Annotated in this window: 1 protein-coding gene; it reads right to left on the bottom strand. The window is 59.9% G+C overall.

The window, feature by feature from the left end; genetic code table 11:
* Window positions 1–104 precede the first annotated feature (104 nt).
* Window positions 105–20,303, bottom strand: coding sequence for a non-ribosomal peptide synthase/polyketide synthase (locus tag ACP26L_RS16175; RefSeq protein ID WP_426454011.1), 20,199 nt, complete (start codon window positions 20,301–20,303; stop codon window positions 105–107).
* Window positions 20,304–20,377 lie beyond the last annotated feature (74 nt).

The raw sequence follows: 20,377 nt of genomic DNA, 5'->3' as shown, positions 1-20,377 counted from the left end.
TCAGGCATCTAAAGCGGGTTTCCTATTGATGATTTCCGTTTATTTCAGATGATTTCAGATGATTTAAGATTATTTAAGTTGATCTCCGTTCCATAATCCCCGGATCAAAAGCTGAATGCCGTGGTTTTCAACTGATTTAGTTCCTCTTCCAGATCCGACAGCTTCGCCTCCTCCGCTTCGCTCAAGACCGTGAGATGCTTCAGCTCAACGTCCGGGTTGCTCAAGATGTCATCGATCAGCCGAAGCAGATGCCCGGCGGTACGCTGCATCGTTTCCTTCTTGAACAATGCGGTGGCATACTCGAAGGTCAGTTCGAGGGCGGACTCCGTTTCAAAGGCTTTCAGTGTCAAATCGAATTTGGAGATCGGGTTCACCACAGGGTATGGATGAAGTGCAGTATCCTCAAGGGCAATCCCGTCTGTCTCCTCCAGACCGGACATATCGAGCATGACGTCGAACAGCGGGTTGCGGCTGAGATCGCGGCGGATGCCCAGCTTCTCGGCCAGCTGCTCCAGCGGGTAGCTCTGATGGTCGTACGCCTGCAGCGAGCTTGTCTTGATCTCCTGCAGATACCCCCGGTACGTCTTCCCGCCCGCCGGACGGCTTCGCAGCGCCAGCGTATTGACGAACATCCCGACCATCTCCTGCAGGTCCGCGTGCGGTCTTCCCGCCACCGGCGTCCCTACCACGATGTCTTCCTGTCCGCTGTACTTCGACAGCAGGATCGTGAACACCGACATCAGCACCATCGGCATCGTCGCTTCCTGCTCCTTGGCCAGCGCCCTCAGCCCCTGCGTCGCCTCCCCGCCCAGCGTGAAGTGCAGACGCTCGCCTTCGAAGCTTTGCAGCGCCGGGCGTTCGTAATCATAAGGCAGCCTCAGCACCGGCACGCCGTCCGCGAACTGCCTCGTCCAGTACGCTTCCTGCTTCGCCAGCTCGCCTTCGCTCAGCCGCTTGTTGTGCCATGCCGCATAATCCTTGTACTGGATCCGCAGCGGCTCCATCGCTTCCCCGTTGTACAGCCGAACGAAGTCCTTCACCAGAATCCCCATCGACATGCCGTCCGAGATGATATGGTGCATGTCCAGCAGCAGGTACTTCCGGCCTCCGGCTGCCGCCAGCTCCGCCCGGAACAGCGGCGCCCGCTCCAGCTCGAACGGCTTCACGAACTCCGCGGCGATCGCCTCAATCGGCTTCTCCCCGTAGGAGCGTGCCGGCACGTGGAAGGCCGCATCCCGCTCGATGCGCTGCACGATCTCGCCGTCTTCCGCCGCGAACGACGTTCTCAGCGCTTCGTGCCGCTGCACCAGACCCTTCAGCGCCTGCTCCAGCCGGCCCGCGTCCACCCGGCCTTCCAGCTCATACACGCCCGGCATATGGTACGCCGTGCTCTGCGGATCCAGCTGCTGCAGCGCGTACATCCGCTTCTGCGCGGACGACGCTTCGTACCACGCCTGCTCCGCCACCGGCTCGATCGCCTCGTACGCCTGCTCGCCGGCCGTCTCGATATAGCCCGCCAGCTCGCGGATCGTCGGCCGCCGGAACAGCTCCTGCAGCGGCACCTCTACCTGCAGCTTCTGGTGGATTCCGCTCATCAGCAGCGTCGCCTTCAGCGAGTGGCCGCCGAGGTCGAAGAAGCTGTCGTGCACGCCGACCTGCTCCACGCCCAGCACCCGGCTCCAGATCGCCGCCAGCGTCTCTTCGACCGCGGTCTGCGGCGCTTCGTAGCCGCTGGTCACCAGCGCGCTCTCGTCGGGCGCCGGCAGCGCCTTGCGGTTCACCTTCCCGTTGCTCGTCAGCGGGATCTCTTCGAGCTGAACGAAGTAGGCCGGAATCATGTACTCCGGCAGGCCGGCTTTCAGGTGCCCTTTCAGCTCGCCCTTCTCCACGGGAGATGCCCCGCTGTGGCCGACAAAGTACGCGCACAGGTACGCCTGTCCGCTCTCGTCCGTCCGCGCCGTCACCACCGCTTCCTTCACAGCGGCATGGCCCGCGAGCCGGTGCTCGATCTCACCGAGCTCAATCCGGTACCCCCGGATCTTCACCTGGTTGTCCATCCGCCCGAGGAATTCAATCTCCCCGCTTGGCAGCCAGCGGGCGAGGTCCCCGGTCTTGTACATCCGGGTGCCAAGGTCGAACGGATTGTCCACGAACTTCTCCGCTGTCAGCTCCGGACGGCCAAAGTACCCGCGCGTGACCCCGTCGCCCGCGATGCACATGTGGCCCGGCACGCCGACCGGCGTGAGCCCATCGTGCGCATCGACCATGTAAATCTGCGTGTTGCCGATCGGCTTCCCGATGGTGAGGCGCGCCGCCCCTTTCTCCATCCGCTTCACGGTCGACCAGATCGTCGTCTCCGTCGGCCCGTACACGTTGTAGACCGCCAGGCGGTCATACGCCTGCAGCCGCTCCCATAGGGCGGCGGGCAGCTCTTCGCCTCCGATCAGGATGCGCTGCATGCCGCCAAGCGCTTCGCGGAACGCCGCATGCTCGAGCAGCAGCTTCAGGCGCGACGGCGTGCTCTGCATCGCTTCGATGCCGAAGCGGCGGATCAGCGCCGCCAGCTTCGTGCCGTCGCTGCCTTCCTCCTCGCTGCCGACGATCACCTGCATCCCGTGCGCCAGCGGCACGAGCGTCTCCAGGCCGAAGATATCGAAAGAGATCGTCGTCAGGCACAGGATCGAATCGCTTTGCGTCAGCTCCGTAGCCTCCACGATCGCCGTGATGAAATTGCTCACCTGCCGGTGCTCGACCATGACGCCTTTCGGGTTACCCGTCGAGCCGGACGTGTACAGCACATATGCTAAGTCACGGCTCGTGTTCACGGGCTCAAGATCGGAATCGCCGCCCTGGTAGATCTCCTCCATCGTGATATCCAGCAGCGCTCCGCCGAAGCTCAGCTCGCCGGCCAGTCCTTCCAGCCCGCCGGAGGTCAGCAGGAGGCGGACCCCCGCATCCCCCAGCATGTAGCCGATCCGGTCCTTCGGATGGCTCGGGTCCAGCGGCAGGTATGCCCCGCCGGCCTTCAGGATGCCGAGGATGCCGACGAGCATCTCCAGCGACCTTGGGACCATGAGGCCCACGACCGTATCGGGGCCGACTCCCTCGCGCCGCAGGACGCGCGCCAGCTGATTGGCTCTCGCATTCAGCTCGCGGTATGTGAGCGACTGCCCGCCGAAGTGCACGGCGGCCCGCTCCGGCGTCCGCCCGGCCTGCTCCTCGATCAGTCCGTGCACCGTTTGCGCCCGTGCGAACTCCAGAGTCGTATCGTTGAACTCCTCGGTCAGCCGCCGCTTCTCCGCTTCGGTCAGCACATCGAGTGCAGAGATGCGTTCGGCCGGATTCGCGCAGAGACGGTTCAGGAGTACCGCAAAATTACGGCCCAGGCGGGCAATCGTATCGGGATGGAACAGCTTCGATGCGTACTCGATCGTATAGCGGATCGTTTCGGCGCTTTCCAGAGCCTCGAGCGTCAGATCGAATTTGGAAATGCCGCTGTCCGTTGGCACAACCTGCAGAGCCGGCCCGTCCTTCGGCACGGCATTCGCATAGCTCATGATGAACATCACGTCGAACAAAGGATTGCGGCCGGTATCCCGCTTCACCTGTACCTTGTCCACCAGCTCTTCGAAGGGATAGCTTTGGTGCTCGTATGCTTCCAGCGCGTGTTCCTTCACCGTCTGCAAAAACTCGCGGTAAGGCTGGTCCGGCTCACTCTGATTCCGCAGGGCCAGCGTGTTGACGAACATCCCCATGATGTTCTGCAAATCGGCATGCGGTCTTCCGGCAACCGGGCTGCCGATCACGATATCATGCTGCCCACTGTACTTCGACAGCAGAATATGGAAGGCCGACAGCAGTACCATGTGCAGGGTGCTTCCGGTTTCACGGGCCAGCCTGCGGAGTCCTTCCACCGTCGGCCGATCAAGCTGGAAGGTTTGAATGCTGCCTTCGAAGCTTTGCACCGCCGGCCGTTCGTAATCGTAGGGCAGCGTCAGAACTGGGATCTCCCCTTCGAACCGTCCCGTCCAGTAACCCACCTGTTCCTTCATCCCGCCGGATTCCATCCACTTGTTCTGCCAAGCGGCATAATCCTTGTATTGAATACGGAGCGGCTCCAGCGGCCTGCCTTGGTACAGGTCGGTGATCTCCCGGGTCAACAGCTGGGATGAGACGCCGTCGCTGATGATATGGTGCCTGTCCACCCACAGATACGTCCTGCCGTCTGTTTGGACAAGCGCGGCCCTCAGCAGTGGAGCTTGGCCCAGGTCAAACGGACGGATGAAGGCTTGGAATTCCGCCTCGAGCTCCGAAGGAGCCACCGTTCGATAGTCCAGCTTAAACGTAAGCTGCTCCTCGATTTTTTGCATGATTCGTCCGTCCACGGAGTGGAAAGACGTTCTTAGAGCTTCGTGCCGGTCCACCAGCGTTTGGAAAATGGCTGCGATCCGTTCCGGTTCGACGGACTTCCCGACCTCGCAGATCACCGGCACGTTGTAAGCGACGCCCCGTTCCAACGCTTGAACCAGGTACATGCGCCTTTGGGCGGAGGACGTTTCGTACACCTCCTGCGGTCCGCAGGGCTCAATCGCGGCAAAATGGGTTTGTCCGCTGTCCTCTGCGTACCTCGCCATAGCTTCGACCGTCGGGCTGCGGAACACTTCCTTGAGCGGCACTTCGATATTCAGCCGCTGATGAATCCTGCTGACCAGCACCGTCGCTTTCAGCGAGTGTCCGCCAAGGTCAAAGAAGTTATCGCGGATGCCCACGTGCCCGGCGCCCAGCACCTCGCTCCATACCTCAGCCAGCTTCTCTTCCATGTCGGTTCTCGGGGCGACATAGTCCCCCTCGGCCGCTGCGCCGAACTCCGGCTGCGGCAGCGCTCTGCGGTCGATTTTGCCGTTGCTCGTCAGCGGCATGGCATCCAGAGGGACCAAGTACGCCGGCACCATGTACGGCGGCAGGCTTTCCTTCAAGTAGCCGCGGACCTCCGCTGCGTCCACCCCTCCGCTGCCCACATAGTAGGCCGTGAGGAAGGTTTCCTTCTCCTCGTTCACCCGGGCAACGACGGCCGCTTCCTTGACTGCAGGATGGCTCAGCAGCTTCGCTTCAACATCCCCGAGCTCGATCCGGAAGCCGCGCACCTTCACCTGGCTGTCCATCCGGCCGATCAGCTCAATCCGTCCGTCCTCCCGCCACTTCGCGAGATCTCCGGTCCGGTACAAGCGCTCGCCGGGGACAAAAGGATTCTCGGTAAACTTCCCGGCGGTCAAGTCCGGACGGTTCAAGTAGCCCCGCGCCACCCCGGCGCCGGCGACCCACAGTTCCCCCGGCACGCCGATCGGACACAGATCACCCAAGTGATCCACAATGTAGATGCGGCTGCCTGGAAGAGGCCGGCCGATCACGCCGGCAGACGAAGAGATTCCTTCCCGCGGAAGCGCAGCGGCCGCGCAGCCGATCGTGCTTTCGGTCGGTCCGTAATGGTTCATGAAGCGGACCCGCCCGCCCCGGTCCATCCGGTAAAACTGCTCCAGGTGGCCTGCGTTGAACGGCTCCCCGCCGAGCAGGATCAGCCGCAGACGGCCGGCTTCCACCATCTCCTCCACGCCCGCTCCCTGCAGCAGAAGCTGGAACAAGGAAGGCGTCATTTTGAGATAAGTGCAGTGCTCCCTTACATAGCGGACCAATACATCCGGGTCTTTATACATGTCTTCGGACAGCAGATGCAGCGTAATCCCGCTCGCCAAGGCGGTATAGAGCGACGTGTAGCCCAGGTCAAACGCGTAGGAGGAGGTCAGAGCTGCAGCGTCTTCATCCGTGATCGAAGCTTTCGCCGCCATCGCCTGGACGTAGTTGGCCAAGCTGGAGTGCTCAATCATGACCCCCTTCGACCTGCCCGTCGTGCCTGACGTATAGATCACATAAGCCAAGCTGTCACGGGCAGGCAGCAGATCGAGCTGTTCGCTGTCTCCGTCATGGCCCATAACCTGACTGCCGTCTACGCTCACGGACAACCCGCCCTCCGCGAGCTCGAGGACGGTGCCGTCATAACCGGCAAGCCGCTCCTTGAGGCCTGCTTCACCGTCCCCGGCTGTGACCACGAGCTTGACGGACGCATCGCCCAGCATAAATTCGATCCGTTCCTGCGGCTGTCCCGGGTCGATCGGCAGATAGGCCCCGCCGGATTTCATGATGCCGAGGATTCCGACGACCAGCTCAGGCGAAGGCTCCGCCAGCAGCCCGACAACCGTATCCGCTTGGACCCCGCGGCTGCGCAGCACACGGGCGAGGCGGCTCGACCTCTCGTTGAGCTCGCGGTACGTAAGCTCGCGCTGCTGGAACACCACCGCCGGGTGATCCGGTCTCCTGCGCGCCTGAGCCTCGAACAGCTCCACAACAGTGCCCGCTTCTTGAGACTCTCCGGTCACCGCATCGGCGCTAAATTCCGTTAAGAGACGCTGTTTCTCTTCCTGAGGAAGCATCCCGATGTGCGGGAGCGGCATCTCCTCGTTTAGCGCCACAGCTTCAAGAATTTGTTCGAAATAACGCTGGTACCGGACGACGCTCGCTCCATCATATACAGCGGCATTGTAAGCAAAGGTGAACTCGAGTTCGTCACCCGGCACGACTTTCATATTAAAATCAAAGCTGGTTTGCTCGAACCCGCCGATATCCGACACGCGGAAGCCAAGCCTTTCCAGGAAATCCCCGCTGCCAAAGCTTTCGTCAACGTAATGATTTTGGAAGGTGATCTTATTATGGATCAGCTTCTCTTTGAGCTCCGACAGCGCCTGAATATCAGCCAGCGGATAATAATCGTACCGCGCGGAATCCAGCGACTGACGCTGCGTCTGTTTCAGCAGATCGACAAACCGGCTGTCCTCCGTCCCCCGCACACGTACCGGAATGGTGTTGATCATCAGTCCCGCCATCTCGTCGATTCCATCCACTTCCGCATTCCGCCCGGATACGACGGAGCCGAAGACGACGTCCGGGGTATGATTCACCTTTTGCAGCAATACTCCCCATGCGGCTTGAATCACCGTATTCATCGTCGTTTGGGTGCGCTGCGCCAGCTTCCTCAGCCGTTCGCTGTGTGCTCTGTCCATGCGGAAGTCGTGACGCGCCAGGACGTAGTCACCGGCAGCGGACTCCCCGAACGGTCCGAAGGCCGGCAGCACCGCAGCGGATTCGTACCCTTCCAGGCAGCTCGCCCAATACGAGCGGGCCTCGGTTTTATTCTGCTTCTCCAGCCACTGAATGTAGCGGGAATAAGGAACTGGCTTGGGCGTATCCGTCGGCTCATGGTTCCGGAGCTTGGCGTATAGGTCGAAGAATTCTTTCATCAGGATGCCTGTGCTCCAAGCGTCGGTCAGAATATGGTGGGAGCTCCAAATCACCCGGTACTCCCGGTCTCCAAGCTTCAAGACGGACAGCCTGATCAACAGATCCCGGCTCAGGTCGAACCGCATCGCACGGTCCGTCCGCTCGAACTCCTCCAAGTAAGCCTTCTGCTGCTGCTCATCCAGACCGGTCAAATCTTCAAAGATCACGTCCGCTCTGCGCTCGGCCAGCACGACCTGCCGCGGACGCTCCACATATTTATGGGCGATCACCGATCTCAGAATCTCATGGCGTTCCAGCAGCTTGTTGAAGCTCTCGTTGACGAGTTCCAGATCCAGAGGCCCGTGTGACGTATAAGTCGTCTGCTCAAAATAAGCGGCGGACTCAGGATCCAGCAGCGCGTGGAACAGCATCCCTTCCTGCATCGGGGAGAGCGGATAAACATCGGCGATCTTGTAGCGGCCGCCGGCTTCGTACTGCTCCTTCAAGCGGTCGAGCTCCTCCAGCGTCAAGCTCGGGTCGGAGAAATCGGATGGCGTTGTCTCCGGAGCTTCGAGCGCCAGGCAGTGCTCCATGATGGCCTGAACATGACGCTTGAAGCCGTCCGCCACCTCCCGGATCGTCTCTTCCCGGTGCCGCTTCGTATGGTAGGCGAAGGTAAAGCTCAGCTTCCGGTCCACGACCATGCCGTTGATATCCAGCGCGAAGCTCATCTTGTTCTCCGGACCGATGTTCTCTCCTGGTGATAAGCGGGACATCTCAAACAGGTCGCTTTCCAGCTCCCCGTCGAATTGCCCCAAGTAGTTGAAGCTGATCTCCGGCGTATTCCGGTTCCACTCCGTCTTATCGCCCAGATACTTCAAGATCCCATACCCGATGCCCTTATTCGGTACATGGCGCAGCGTCTCTTTGACCCGCTTAATCGCTTGAGCCAGCGCCGAGGCTCCCAGCTCCAGCAGCACAGGATACTCCGCCGTAAACCAGCCTACCGTCCTGCTGATCTCGATGCCGCCTTCCAGGAGCTGTCTGCCGTGGCCTTCCAGCTGGATGAGGACCTGGTCTTGTCCGGTCCACTCCCTCACGGATAAGCCCAGCGCCGTTAACAAAATATCCTGCACATCCGTACGGTAGGCCCGGTGGACCTGCTTGAGCAGCCGGTCGGTCTCCTCCAGGCTGAACTCCACGCGAAGCTCCTTCGCATCTTCGAGCCTGCTGTCCTCCCCGCCGCTGTTCCCATCGACAGGCAGAGGCTCGATCGCCGCCTGCTGGATCCGGTCCCAGTAGCCGTATTCCTCCTGCAGAGCGCCGCTCTCCAATTGCTTTTGCAAGTAGGCGCCCCAGTCCCGGAAGGAGTTGGTCTTCGCCGGGAACCGGATCGCAGTCCCCTCCTGTGCCTGACGGTACCCCTCCGTGAAATCTTCGAGCAAAATTCTCCACGAGACGCCGTCGATGACCAGATGGTGAACCGCAATCATAAGATGATCGCCTTCGTCCATTCGGAACAATCCGATTTGGATCAGCGGCCCCTGCTCCAGATCCATGCTGCTCTGCAGCTCGCTGCTGCGTGCTCTGACTTCCTCTGCGCATTCGCCCCGTCCTGTATAATCGAACGCAGTCAGCGTGAACAGCTCGCGGGACGCTTCGACTCCGCGGTTCACCTGGACGATGCGGCCGCCTTCCTCGCGGTATACCATCCGAAGGGCGTCATGGTGCGATACGATCTCCTCGAACACTTTGCTGACGAGCTCCCCATCGAACCGTTCGGCGCGGAACAGCATCGCCGATTGATTATAATGGTGCGGCTGGGTCAGATGCTGCTCGAAGAAGGCTCTCTGTACCGGCGTCAACGCCGCTTCCCCGGTCACCGCCTCCTGACGGACGGCCGATTCCCGCCGCTTCAAGTGGCCCGCGATCGATTTCAGCGCTCCGTCACCAAAAATATACTTCACTTCCAGGCTGTAGCCATACTTTTGCAGCTTGGAGATGATGCGGATCGCCTTGATCGAATCCCCGCCGAGATCGAAGAAGTTGGCCTGGATTCCCACCGGCTCCCCGCCCAATACCTCACTGCACACTTCCACAAGCTTCGCTTCCGCATCCGTGCGGGGAGCTTCATAGGCGGAGGCTTTCATAGCTCCAAAATCCGGTTCAGGCAGTGCTTTCCGGTCGACTTTGCCATTGGCCGTCAGCGGCAGATGAGCCAGCTGGATGAAATACGACGGCACCATGTAGCTTGGCAGCTCCTGGGCAAGCCGGCTGCGCAGCAGGTCCGCATCGAGCTCCCGGTCGCTTGTGACGTAAGCGCACAGCACCTTCTGCCGGGCCGCATCGTCACGCACGACGACCACCGCTGCCCGGACCTCTTCGGCCTTGAGCAGCACCGTCTCGATTTCTCCGGTTTCGACGCGGTATCCGCGGATTTTGGCCTGATGATCGATCCGTCCTATAAAATCAACGTTGCCGTCCGGCATCCAGCGGGCCAGATCGCCCGTTCGGTACAGCCGTTCGCCTGCGGCAAACGGACTGTCCACGAACTTCTCCGCCGTCAGCTCCGGCCGGTTCCAATACCCGCGCGCCACACCGGGACCGCCGATGCAGAGCTCGCCGAGCACTCCTACCGGTACGGGGTTCAGGAAGGCGTCCACGATGTAGAACTTCGCGTTCAGATACGCCCGACCGATCGGCACACTGCCCCCTGCCGGCAGCTTGTCCAAAGGCTCGTCGTAGAAGCTCGAATCAATCGTCGCTTCCGTCACGCCATAAGCGTTAATGATTCGGAACTGGGAGCCAAAGCGCTCCTGCAGCAGCCGGTAATCCTTGACGCTGCAGCTGTCCGAGCTGGTAATCAGCAGCTCCATAGCGCTCATGTCAAGCCCCTGCTCCGCCACATACTCCATGAACGGCACGATCAGGGCAGGCGTCGATTCGAAGATGGTGATCCCGTCTTGTCGAATCCGCTCGTACAGCCGGACCGGATCAATGCGGTCGTCCTTCGGGCAGATGAACATCGTGCCGCCGTTATACAGCGCCCGGGCGATGTCGCCGACGAATACGTCGAAGGAAAAGCTGGCCAGCTGCATCAGCCGCACAGGGAACTCGCCCAGCCGGTACTCCCGGCGGTAGGCTGACGCCGTGTTCATCAAGCTGCGGTGTTCGATCATCACGCCCTTCGGCCGGCCGGTGGTGCCGGACGTATAGATCACATACGCCAGGTCCTGCGGCTTGCTCACAGGAACGAGATTCGCCGTCTCTTCCGCATAAGAGTCTTCGTCGTCCAGGCAAAGCACCGTCTGCAGAAGACGGTTGTCACTGAGCCAGCCTTCGGCGCGCTCTCGGAGTCCCGTCTGGGTCAGCAGCACCCGGGCGGCACTGTCCTGGAGCATAAAGTCGATGCGATCGGACGGGTAATCCGGATCAATCGGCACATAGGCGGCCCCCGCTTTCCACACGCCCATCACGCCGACCAGCAGATCTACCGAACGGTCCGCCAGGATGCCCACCAGCTGGTTCGGCTGTACGCCTACCCCTTTCAAGCTGCGGGCAAGACGATTCGCCCTTGCATTGAGCTCCCGGTAAGTGAGCCGCTGATCCTCGTAGACCACGGCCGTCCGGTCCGGGGTCAGGTCCGCCTGCTCCTCGAACCATTCGTGGAACAGCCGCTCCATCGGCTCATCCGCCGCCACATCATTGAAGCGGTGAATCAGCACTTCTCTCTCTTCCGGGAGAAGCATGTCGATGTCCGAAAGCTTCTTGTTGCTGGATCCGCTCAGGGCGATATCCTCCAGAATCCGGGTGTAATGCGAGGCCATCCTTTCGATGGTTTCCCGGTAGAACAGCCTGGCGGCATAGTCGATGCTGAGCTCCAAGGCGCCGTCTTGTTCCAGCACGTTGAATTCGATGTCGAATTTGGCCATGCCCCGGTCTACGCTCCGAGGTTCGAGAGTCAGCCCGCCGGACTCAGCCCCCGGACTCCTTCTTCCCGGAGCCTCAACAGTATACGTATCGAACATGACGTCGAACAGCGGATTTCGGCTGAAATCTCTCGCTAGTGCCAACCGTTCTACAAGACGGTCGAACGGATAGCTGTCGTTGTCGTAAGCCTCCAGGGTATACTCCCGTACTTCGTTCAAATAGTCGAGGTACGCCTTATCCCCGCTGGGCCTGCTGCGGAGTGCAAGGGTATTGACGAACATCCCCATCATGGACCCGAGCTCCGCGCGGGAACGTCCTGCGACCGGCACGCCCACGACAAGATCGTCCTGACCGCTGTACCTGGATAACAGGAGCTGGAAGGCGGACAGCAGGACCATGTGCAGGGTGCAGCCACGCTCCTGGGCCAACCTGCGAAGCCGCTCGGTCGTCCCCCGGGCAACAGGGAGGCTGACCGTACCGCCCTCGAAGCTTTGGACCGCCGGGCGCTCCAAATCATAAGGGAGATGGAGCTGAGGCACTTCGTCCTGGAATTGGTTCACCCAGAACCGTTCCTGCTTCTTCAGCTCGTCCGACTGCAGGAACCGGTTATGCCATACGGCATAATCCTTATACTGAATGCGCAGCGGCTCCAGTACCGCGCCCTCATACAGCGCGAGCAGCTCGTCCAGGAACAGCCGTACCGATAACCCGTCCGTCACAATATGATGCATGTCGAGCAGAAGGTACCGCTTATCTCCGCTCCGAACGAGCTCAGCCCGGAACAGGGGAGCTTGGTCCAGGGAGAACGGACGCACAAACCGGCGTGCGACCACAGCCGGATCGGATTCGCTTTCCTGCCGGACTACCAGCTTGAACCGGATGTCATCCGCGATCCGCTGCACAATCTCCCCCTCCGCCGTCTCAAACGAAGTCCGCAGCGCCTCATGCCGGCGGATCAACGCTTGAAGTGCCGACTCGAGGCGATCTTCCTGCACGTCCGGCCCCAGTTCGAAGCAGCCGGGCATATTGTAAGCCGTGCTGTCCAGCTCTCGCTGCTGTACCGCATACAGCCGCTTCTGTGCCGAAGACGTCTCGTAAATCTCGCTGATCCCGCATGGCTCGATCTCTTCAAAGCTTAGTTCTAGGCTTGGCTTGGCATCCCCCGCCCCGCTCCGTTCGAGATAGGCGCCGATTTCCCGCACCGTTGGGTGCAGAAGCAGTTCCTTCAGCGGAAGCCTGATGTGGAATACGCGTCCGATCTCGCTGACCACGGCCGTCGCTTTGAGGGAATGCCCGCCGAGCTCAAAGAAGTTATCGTCCACGCCTACCCGCTCCACGTCCAGCACCGCCTGCCAGATCGCCGCCAGCTTCCGCTCCGCTTCGGTTCGCGGAGCTTCGTAGGACGCGGCAGCCAAGCTGCTGACCGCCGGTTCCGGAAGCGCTTTGCGGTTCACTTTGCCGTTGCCGGTCAGCGGGAACTCCTCCAGCCTGACGAAGAACGCCGGAACCATATATTCAGGCAGGCTCCGCTTGAGATAGGCTTTCAGGTCGGCCTGTGTCAGCTCCCGGCGGCTTACGTAATAAGCGCACAGATACATTTGACGCTGCTTGTCTTCCTTGGCCAGAACAACCGCATCCTCGATCTCCTCGTGGCCAAGCAGACGGTTCTCGATCTCGCCGAGCTCGATCCGGTAGCCTCTGATCTTAACCTGATGATCAATCCGCCCCAAATACTCCAGTTCGCCGTTTGGCAAAAGCCGCACCAAATCACCCGACCGGTAGATTCGCTCGCCTTCCCGATGCGGATTCGGCAGGAAGCGCTCCTGCGTCAGCTCCTCGCGGTTCAAGTACCCCCTCGCCACCCCGTCACCGCCGACGCACAGCTCGCCTGCCACTCCTAACGGAAGCAGGTTGAGATGCTCGTCCATGACGTACGTGGTCAGCGTCGGAATCGCCCGGCCGATATTGCTGATGCCGCTGGCGATCTCCTGCAGCCCGATCTCTTTGAACGTCACGTGTACGGTCGTTTCGGTAATCCCGTACATATTGATGAGCCGGGTGTCCGGGTAGGTCCGTTTCCAGTCCTGCAGCAGGGCCGGCTTAAGCGCCTCGCCGCCAAAGATGACATACCGCAGGCTGAGCGGCTGACCCTGCCCGCCATCCTGGCGGGCGTCTTGAACGGCCAGATTCATGAGCAGGTAGAAGGCGCCCGGCGTTTGATTCAGCACCGTGACGCGCTCCTTTTTCAGGAGGGCCAGATAGCTTTCGAAGTCCTTCGTCGTTTCCTCCGGTACAACGACCAGCTTGCCTCCATACAGCAGGGCACCGTACATTTCCCAGACGGAGAAGTCGAAGCAGTTCGAATGGAACATCGTCCATACATCGTTCTCCGTAAAATCAAACGGCATCCTGTCGTTCACCATAAGCCGAACGACCTGGTTATGCTCGACCATGACTCCCTTGGGCTGGCCCGTGGTACCCGATGTGTAGATGATGTAGGCAAGGTTCCGGCTCGTGCTGACCTCCTCCGGCGCCTCCACCGGTCCCGTGCGGACCCGCTCCTGCCTGATATCGATGCGGGTTCCGGCGAACACGACCGCCTGATCTACGGCATCCGCAGTAATCAAATAGCCGATCCCGGAATCCTTGATGATGTAGTCGATCCTCTCCTGCGGCAGCTTGATATCGATCGGCACATAAGCGCCCCCGGCTTTGAGCGTTCCGAGCATCGCCACGATCATGTCAACCGAACGCTCGAGCATCACCCCGACAAGCGTCTCCGCACCGACCCCCTGTTCACGGAGCCAGACGGCAAGCCGGTTGGACTGCTCGTCCAGCTGACGATAGGTCAGCTGCCGATCTTCATACACGACAGCAGTGCGGTCCGGCGTACGCTGCGCCTGCTCGGCGAACAGCTCATGGATCGTCTTCCCGCGCGGATAATCGGCTGCAGCAGCATCCATCATCTCCAGCAGATCCGCCTTCTCCGCCGGGGTCAGCAGCTCCAGCTCGCCGATCCGGGCTTCCGGCCGGCCCGCGAACTGCTCCAGCAGGCGAACCAGGTGCCCGCGGACCCGTTCCACGCCTTCCCGGTCATACACTTCGCCGTTATATTCCAACCGCAGCGTGAGTTCCTCTCCGGGCAGAACAATGACATTAAAGTCATAATTGGTCTGTTCCTCGGCTTGGAATCCGCTGAGCGCAAACCCCTTCTCCTCTTGGAACTGTCCTAAACGCTGGTCCATCGGATAGTTCTCAAACACGACAAGATGGCGGATCAGATCCTGCTTTTGCCCGCTCAACGATTGAATTTCATAAAGTGGGTGCGTATCGTACGCCGCTGAGAGAAGCGACTGCTCCTGAACGCTTCTCAGCAGTCCGGCCACCGTCTCCTCCGCTCCGCTGCGGACGCGCACCGGGATCGTATTGATGAACAGTCCGATCATCGTTTCGATACCCGGGATGTTCGCCGATCGGCCCGACACGACGCTGCCGAATACGACGTCGTCCGTGCGGTTATACCGCTGCAGCAGCACACCCCAAGCCGTTTGAAGCATCGTATTCATTGTCACCTGAAGCCGGTTCGCGGTGCGCTTCAGATTCTCGGTCAGCGGCTTCCCGAGGCTGCTGACCAGCTTCTCTGGCGTATATCCGTCCGTTTTCCCCTCTTCATGAGACTTCGCCGGCGGGAGCTCCGTCTGGCTGTCATACCCGGCAAGGTACGCCTTCCAATAACCGGACGCGGCTTCGCTGTCCTGACGCTCCAGCCACTCGATATAGCGGCCGTACGATCCGGCGGTTCCGAACTCCGGTGCGCTCTCTTTCCGGAAGGCGGCATAAGCGTCGAACGCTTCCTGGATCATCAACGGCAGGCACCAGCCGTCCATCACGATATGATGGAAGCTCCAGAGGAATTGGTATTCCTCATCGGCAAGGCGCACAATCGTTACCCGCAGGAGCGGATCCCGCTCCAGATCAAACCCTCTGGCCTTATCGGCTTGGACCCGTGCGTCCACCTGTGCTTGACGTTCCCCCGGCTGCAGTCCGCGAAGATCCTCATAGGCAAAACCGGGCTTCCGGCTCCGGTATACAACCTGCAGAGGCTGATCGCCCCGGCCGCTGTAGAAATTCGTCCGCAAAGCATCATGCCGCCGGGTCAGATGGTCGAGGCTCTGCCGGAAGGTGTCCGGATCTAAGTCGCCGTTCAAGGTAAAGGTAACCTGCTCGAAGTACGCATGAGACCCCTCATCCAGCCTGCGGTGGAACCACATGCCCTTCTGCATCGGCGTCAGCGCGTATACATTCTCCATCTCACCGATCTGCTGCGTCTGCTCCTGAAGGCGGTCCAGCTCTTCTACCGTGAGCCCCTTGAACAAGACATCGCTCGGCGTCAGCTCCGACCGTTCTTTCGCGGTGCAGTGTGCGATAATCTCCTGCAGAGCGGCCTGGAAGCATTCGCCCAGCCGCTCCACGCTTTCCCGCCGATATTGAGTGGTGCTGTAGCTGACCGTCATGACCAGTTCTCCGCCGGTTACCATGCCGTTCATATCCAGAACATAAGGCCTTGCGTTCCGTTCGCTCCGGTCGGCCCCGCCGGCATAAGGCGACAGCTTCAAGCCGCTGGTCTCCAGATCCCGGTCGAACTGCCCCAGATAGTTAAAGCTGATCTCCGGTTCAGCCTCAAAGCGGACGGCAGACGGCTTCTCCGCAGGTGCGGACAGATAACGAAGGATGCCGTATCCGATCCCCTTATGCGGAATGCGGCGCAGGCTTTCCTTGACCCGCTTGATCCGTGCACCAAGCTCTTCCGGCGCTTCGGTGTTTTCTTCGCCCGGCTCCAGCAGCACGGGGAATTGGCTCGTGAACCAGCCGACCGTTCGCGTCACGTCCACATCCGGAACAAGCGGTTCCCTGCCATGGCCTTCCAGATTGACAAGCACCCGCTTAAGGCCCGTCCAGCGGTGAATCGCCAGGCCCAGTGCCGTAAGCAGCAGATCGTTCATGTCCGTGTTGTAAGCACGATGCGCCTGTTTCTGTAAGCGCTCCGTATCCTCCTTCGACCAGCGGACGGTTACCAGCTCACTGTCCCGCAGGAGCGGACGCCCGCGTTCAGGCTCATGCGTACGCCCCGCATCGCCCCCCTGCCCGGAGAGCTTGCTTCCGGCTGCCTGATCCTGCTCCGGTGCTTCCGGGCTGTGGCCGCCGTAATCCAGAGGCAGGCGCTCGGTATGCGCCTGCTCGATTCCCTGCCAGTAGGCCCGCTGCGCTTCCATGGCCGGACTGTTCGCATAGGCGGCGAGACTCTCCGACCAAAACCGGAAGGAGTCGGTTTTGGCCGGAAGCCGGATAGGCTGTGCCTGTACCGCCTGCTCGTACCCTGCCGCCAGATCCTCGAACAGGATGCGCCACGACACCCCATCCACCACCATATGATGGATCGCGATCAGGAGATGATCCCCATCTGCGCAGCGGAACAGACCCAGCTTCAGCAGCGGGCCGTTCGTCAGGTCCATGCAGCTCTGGATTTCGTTCGCCTTCTCTGCCATCGCCTGTGCGATCCACGACGGCTCGGCGGTCTCGGCCGCAGCCTCCTCCCGGAGATCCACCGTCTCCAGACTGTACAGCTCCCCTTCATCCACACTCCGAATCCTTGCCCCATAACCGTCTTCACGGGGAACCATGACCATTCGCAGGGCATCATGATGCTCGGCGAGCTTTTGAACCGTCAACCGCAGTGCCGCTTCATCAAAACCCTCCTCGCGGTACAGCAGGAATGCCTGATTAAAGTGATGCGGAGCCGCAAATTCCCGTTCAACAAACCAGTGTTGAATAGGGATCAAAGGAGTTTCACCCGCGACTTCCCCTTGATCAGCCGTCCGCGTAAGCGGCTGAACGAACGTGCTCAGCTCGGCCACCGTCCGGTAGGTGAACAGGTGCTTCATGTCCAGCTTGTACCCCGCCTGCTGCAGCCGGGAAGAAACCTGCATCGCTTTGATCGAATCTCCCCCCAGCTCGAAGAAGTGATCGTGAATGCCGATCGTCTTCATGCCGAGAACCGATTCCCAAACCGAGACCAGCGCCATCTCCACCGGCGTGCGAGGAGCGGCGTATTCCGTGTCCGCATGCACGTTTCCTGTTACAGCCGGCAGCGCCTTGCGGTCGATCTTGCCATTCGGGCTCAGCGGCATCTTCGCCAGCTGGATGAAGTACGACGGGATCATGTACTCCGGCAGCTCCAGGGACAGCGCCTTTCTCAGCTCACTGACCGTAAGCTCCCGGTCGGCTACCAGATATGCGCAAAGATGCTTCTGTCCGTCCTCCTTCTCCCGAGCGATCACGACGGCTTCTTTCACGGCATCGATCTCCATGACCTTTGCCTCGACTTCGCCGAGCTCGATCCGGTACCCGCGGATCTTCACCTGGTGGTCGATCCGCCCCAGGTATTCGATCTGGCCGTCCGGCAGCCAGCGCGCCAAATCCCCGGTGCGGTACATTCGCCCGCCCGGCACAAACGGATTGTCCGTGAACTTCTCCGCCGTGAGCTCGGTCCGGTTCAAATACCCCCGCGCCACGCCGACTCCCGCAATGCACAGCTCTCCGGGCACACCGACCGGCTGCAGCTGCTTCGTTCCTGCTCCTGTTATGTATAGCTGAATATTCGAAATCGGTTTGCCGATCGGAACGGATGCATGCCCCGACAGATCCTCCGTGCACTCATAATACGACACGTCGACCGTAGCTTCCGTCGGACCGTACAGGTTGATGAGCTTTGCCCCCTGCACCGGCGCGATGAACCGCTGGAATCTGGACGCCTGCGGCAGCGTTAAGGCTTCACCGCTTGCGAAGACCTGCTTCAGCGAGATCAGCTTGCCGGCACGCTCCTGCCCGGGCAGACGCTCGATATGATCGAGGAAAGCCTGCAGCATCGCCGGCACAAAATGCATCGTGGTGATATCCTGCACCGCGATCGTATTCAGAATGAGGTCCGGGTCCTTCTCCCCTCCCGGCGGCAGCAGGTACACCTTCGCGCCCGCCAGCGCCCACCAGAACAGCTCCCATACGGAGACGTCGAAGGTAACCGGCGTCTTCTGCATGATGGTGTCCGACGAATCCAAAGGATACGCCTCCTGCATCCACAGCAGCCGGTTGATGACCGAGTGGTGCTCGACCATTACCCCTTTGGGGCTGCCTGTAGAGCCCGACGTATAAATAACGTAGGCCAAGTGATGAGGCCCCGCTGTCAATGACGGGTTCGAACGGTTGTCCGCATAGACCGACTCGTCATCCAATTCAACGAGCTCTCCGGCAAAAGCTATAGGGACGCTGTAGCGCAAATGGCTCTTCAGCAGGAGCTGCCCTGCGCCGGAATCCTCCAGAATATACCGGATGCGTTCTTCCGGAAAAGAAGGGTCAATCGGCACATAGGCGGCACCGGCTTTCAGAATGCCGTAGATGCCCACGATCATTTCGAGAGAGCGCTCGGCCATGACACCTACGAGACTATCCGGCCCCACTCCCTTGGCCCTCAGCGTATACGCCAATTGATTCGCACGTTCGTTAAGCTCGCGGTAGGTCAGACGCTCGCTGCCGAACGTTACGGCTGTCCTCTCCGGAGTTCGCGCAGCTTGTTCCTCGAACAGCTCATGAATCGTTTTCTCCTTCGGATACGAAGCCGCCGTGTCCGCCCATTCGGTCAGGATCAGCCTTCGCTCTTCTTCACTGATGAGCGAAATCTCCGCTATCGTTGAATGCGGACTGCGGATCAGCCAGTCCACAGTAAGAAGAAGCCTCCGAATCAAACCTTCGATCTCGCTCTCCTGAAAGACATGGATCCGGTAATCCACATCGAGATCAATCTGGTTCTCATTGATCGATTCCTTGATGTGAATCACAAAATCATTCATTTCATGGCCGCAAAAATCGGGCTTGGTCAGCAGCTTGAGGTGGTCGACTTCAGGAAAGCTGAGCACCTGGTATTCCATTACAATCCCGAACAGCCGTTGAATCGAATGGTTGTGGTGCTGATCTCGGAGGTTCTGTATCAAGTGGTTATACGGATACTTCTGGTGACGGAGAATCGACTGCTGCTCCTTGGCGACTTGCTGAAGGAACGAAAGCAGATCCGTCTCGGGATCAACGTTCATCCGGGCCGCCACCGTACTGACGAACATCCCGACCATGTCCTTCTCCTGCCTCGCGGTCCGGTTGGCAAAGTTCGTTCCGACCGCCACGTCCTGCTCATTCGTTACTTTATGCAAGTAGATATATAAAGCCGCCAGGAAGATGCTAAAAACACTCACGTTATGCTGCTCACCGAACGCTTTGATGTGCGTAAAGAGCTCGCGGTCAAGTGTGAAGGTTTTCCGCTCCGCCGCCGTACTCGTTAAGAACGGATCATACGATTTCAGACCGGTCAGATCCGGGAGCGTGCTGAACTTCTCGAGCCAGAACGCCTGATCCTTCCGGTATCTCTCCGAACTCTCGTAAGCTTGGTCCGAAGGAATATAATCGACATAAGAACCCCGCTTGACATCCGCAGCAGCCGGGTCTCCGTTTACGATAGCGGCGTAATTGTCCGAGATTTGGTTGACAACCAGATTGAGGCCGATCCCGTCGGCGGCAATGTGATGCATGTGAACGTTATATTGAAAATAACCGTCCTTGATTTTGAGGATCACAAACCGGAATAAGTCCGATTCCAGAAAAACCAAAGGTTTGCGGTTATATTCATACAGCCACTGCTGAGCTTGACGCTCGTCCTCCGCATCCGAGAAATCGACATATTCAATTTCTTTATATGTATAAGGTTCGATATACTGCATCGGTAGGCCATCCTGCTGAGTCAGTCTAATCCGAAAAGCGTCGTTGTTCTTGATCGCGCATTGAATGGCCTGCTTGAGAATCTCCGGCTGAAACGGACCTTCGATGCTGACCGTCGCGGAGAGCAGACAGGCCGTGGTGTTAGGGTATAACATCTCTGTATACCAGATTCTTTGCTGTGCCTGGGTGAGAGGAAATAATTCGCGGGAATTCGTATTCAACACAAGTCACTCCTTGCATGAGTAGGATTGAGGTTAGGTGTGTTCACTCACTAACGGAGGCATGATTGCGTATGTGG

Origin of the sequence: Paenibacillus sp. S-38, assembly GCF_049942825.1 — a bacterium.
Classification (GTDB): Bacteria; Bacillota; Bacilli; order Paenibacillales; family NBRC-103111; genus Paenibacillus_G.
Note: the sequence above shows the minus strand (reverse complement) of the source record. Positions and strands in the feature narration are given on the sequence as shown.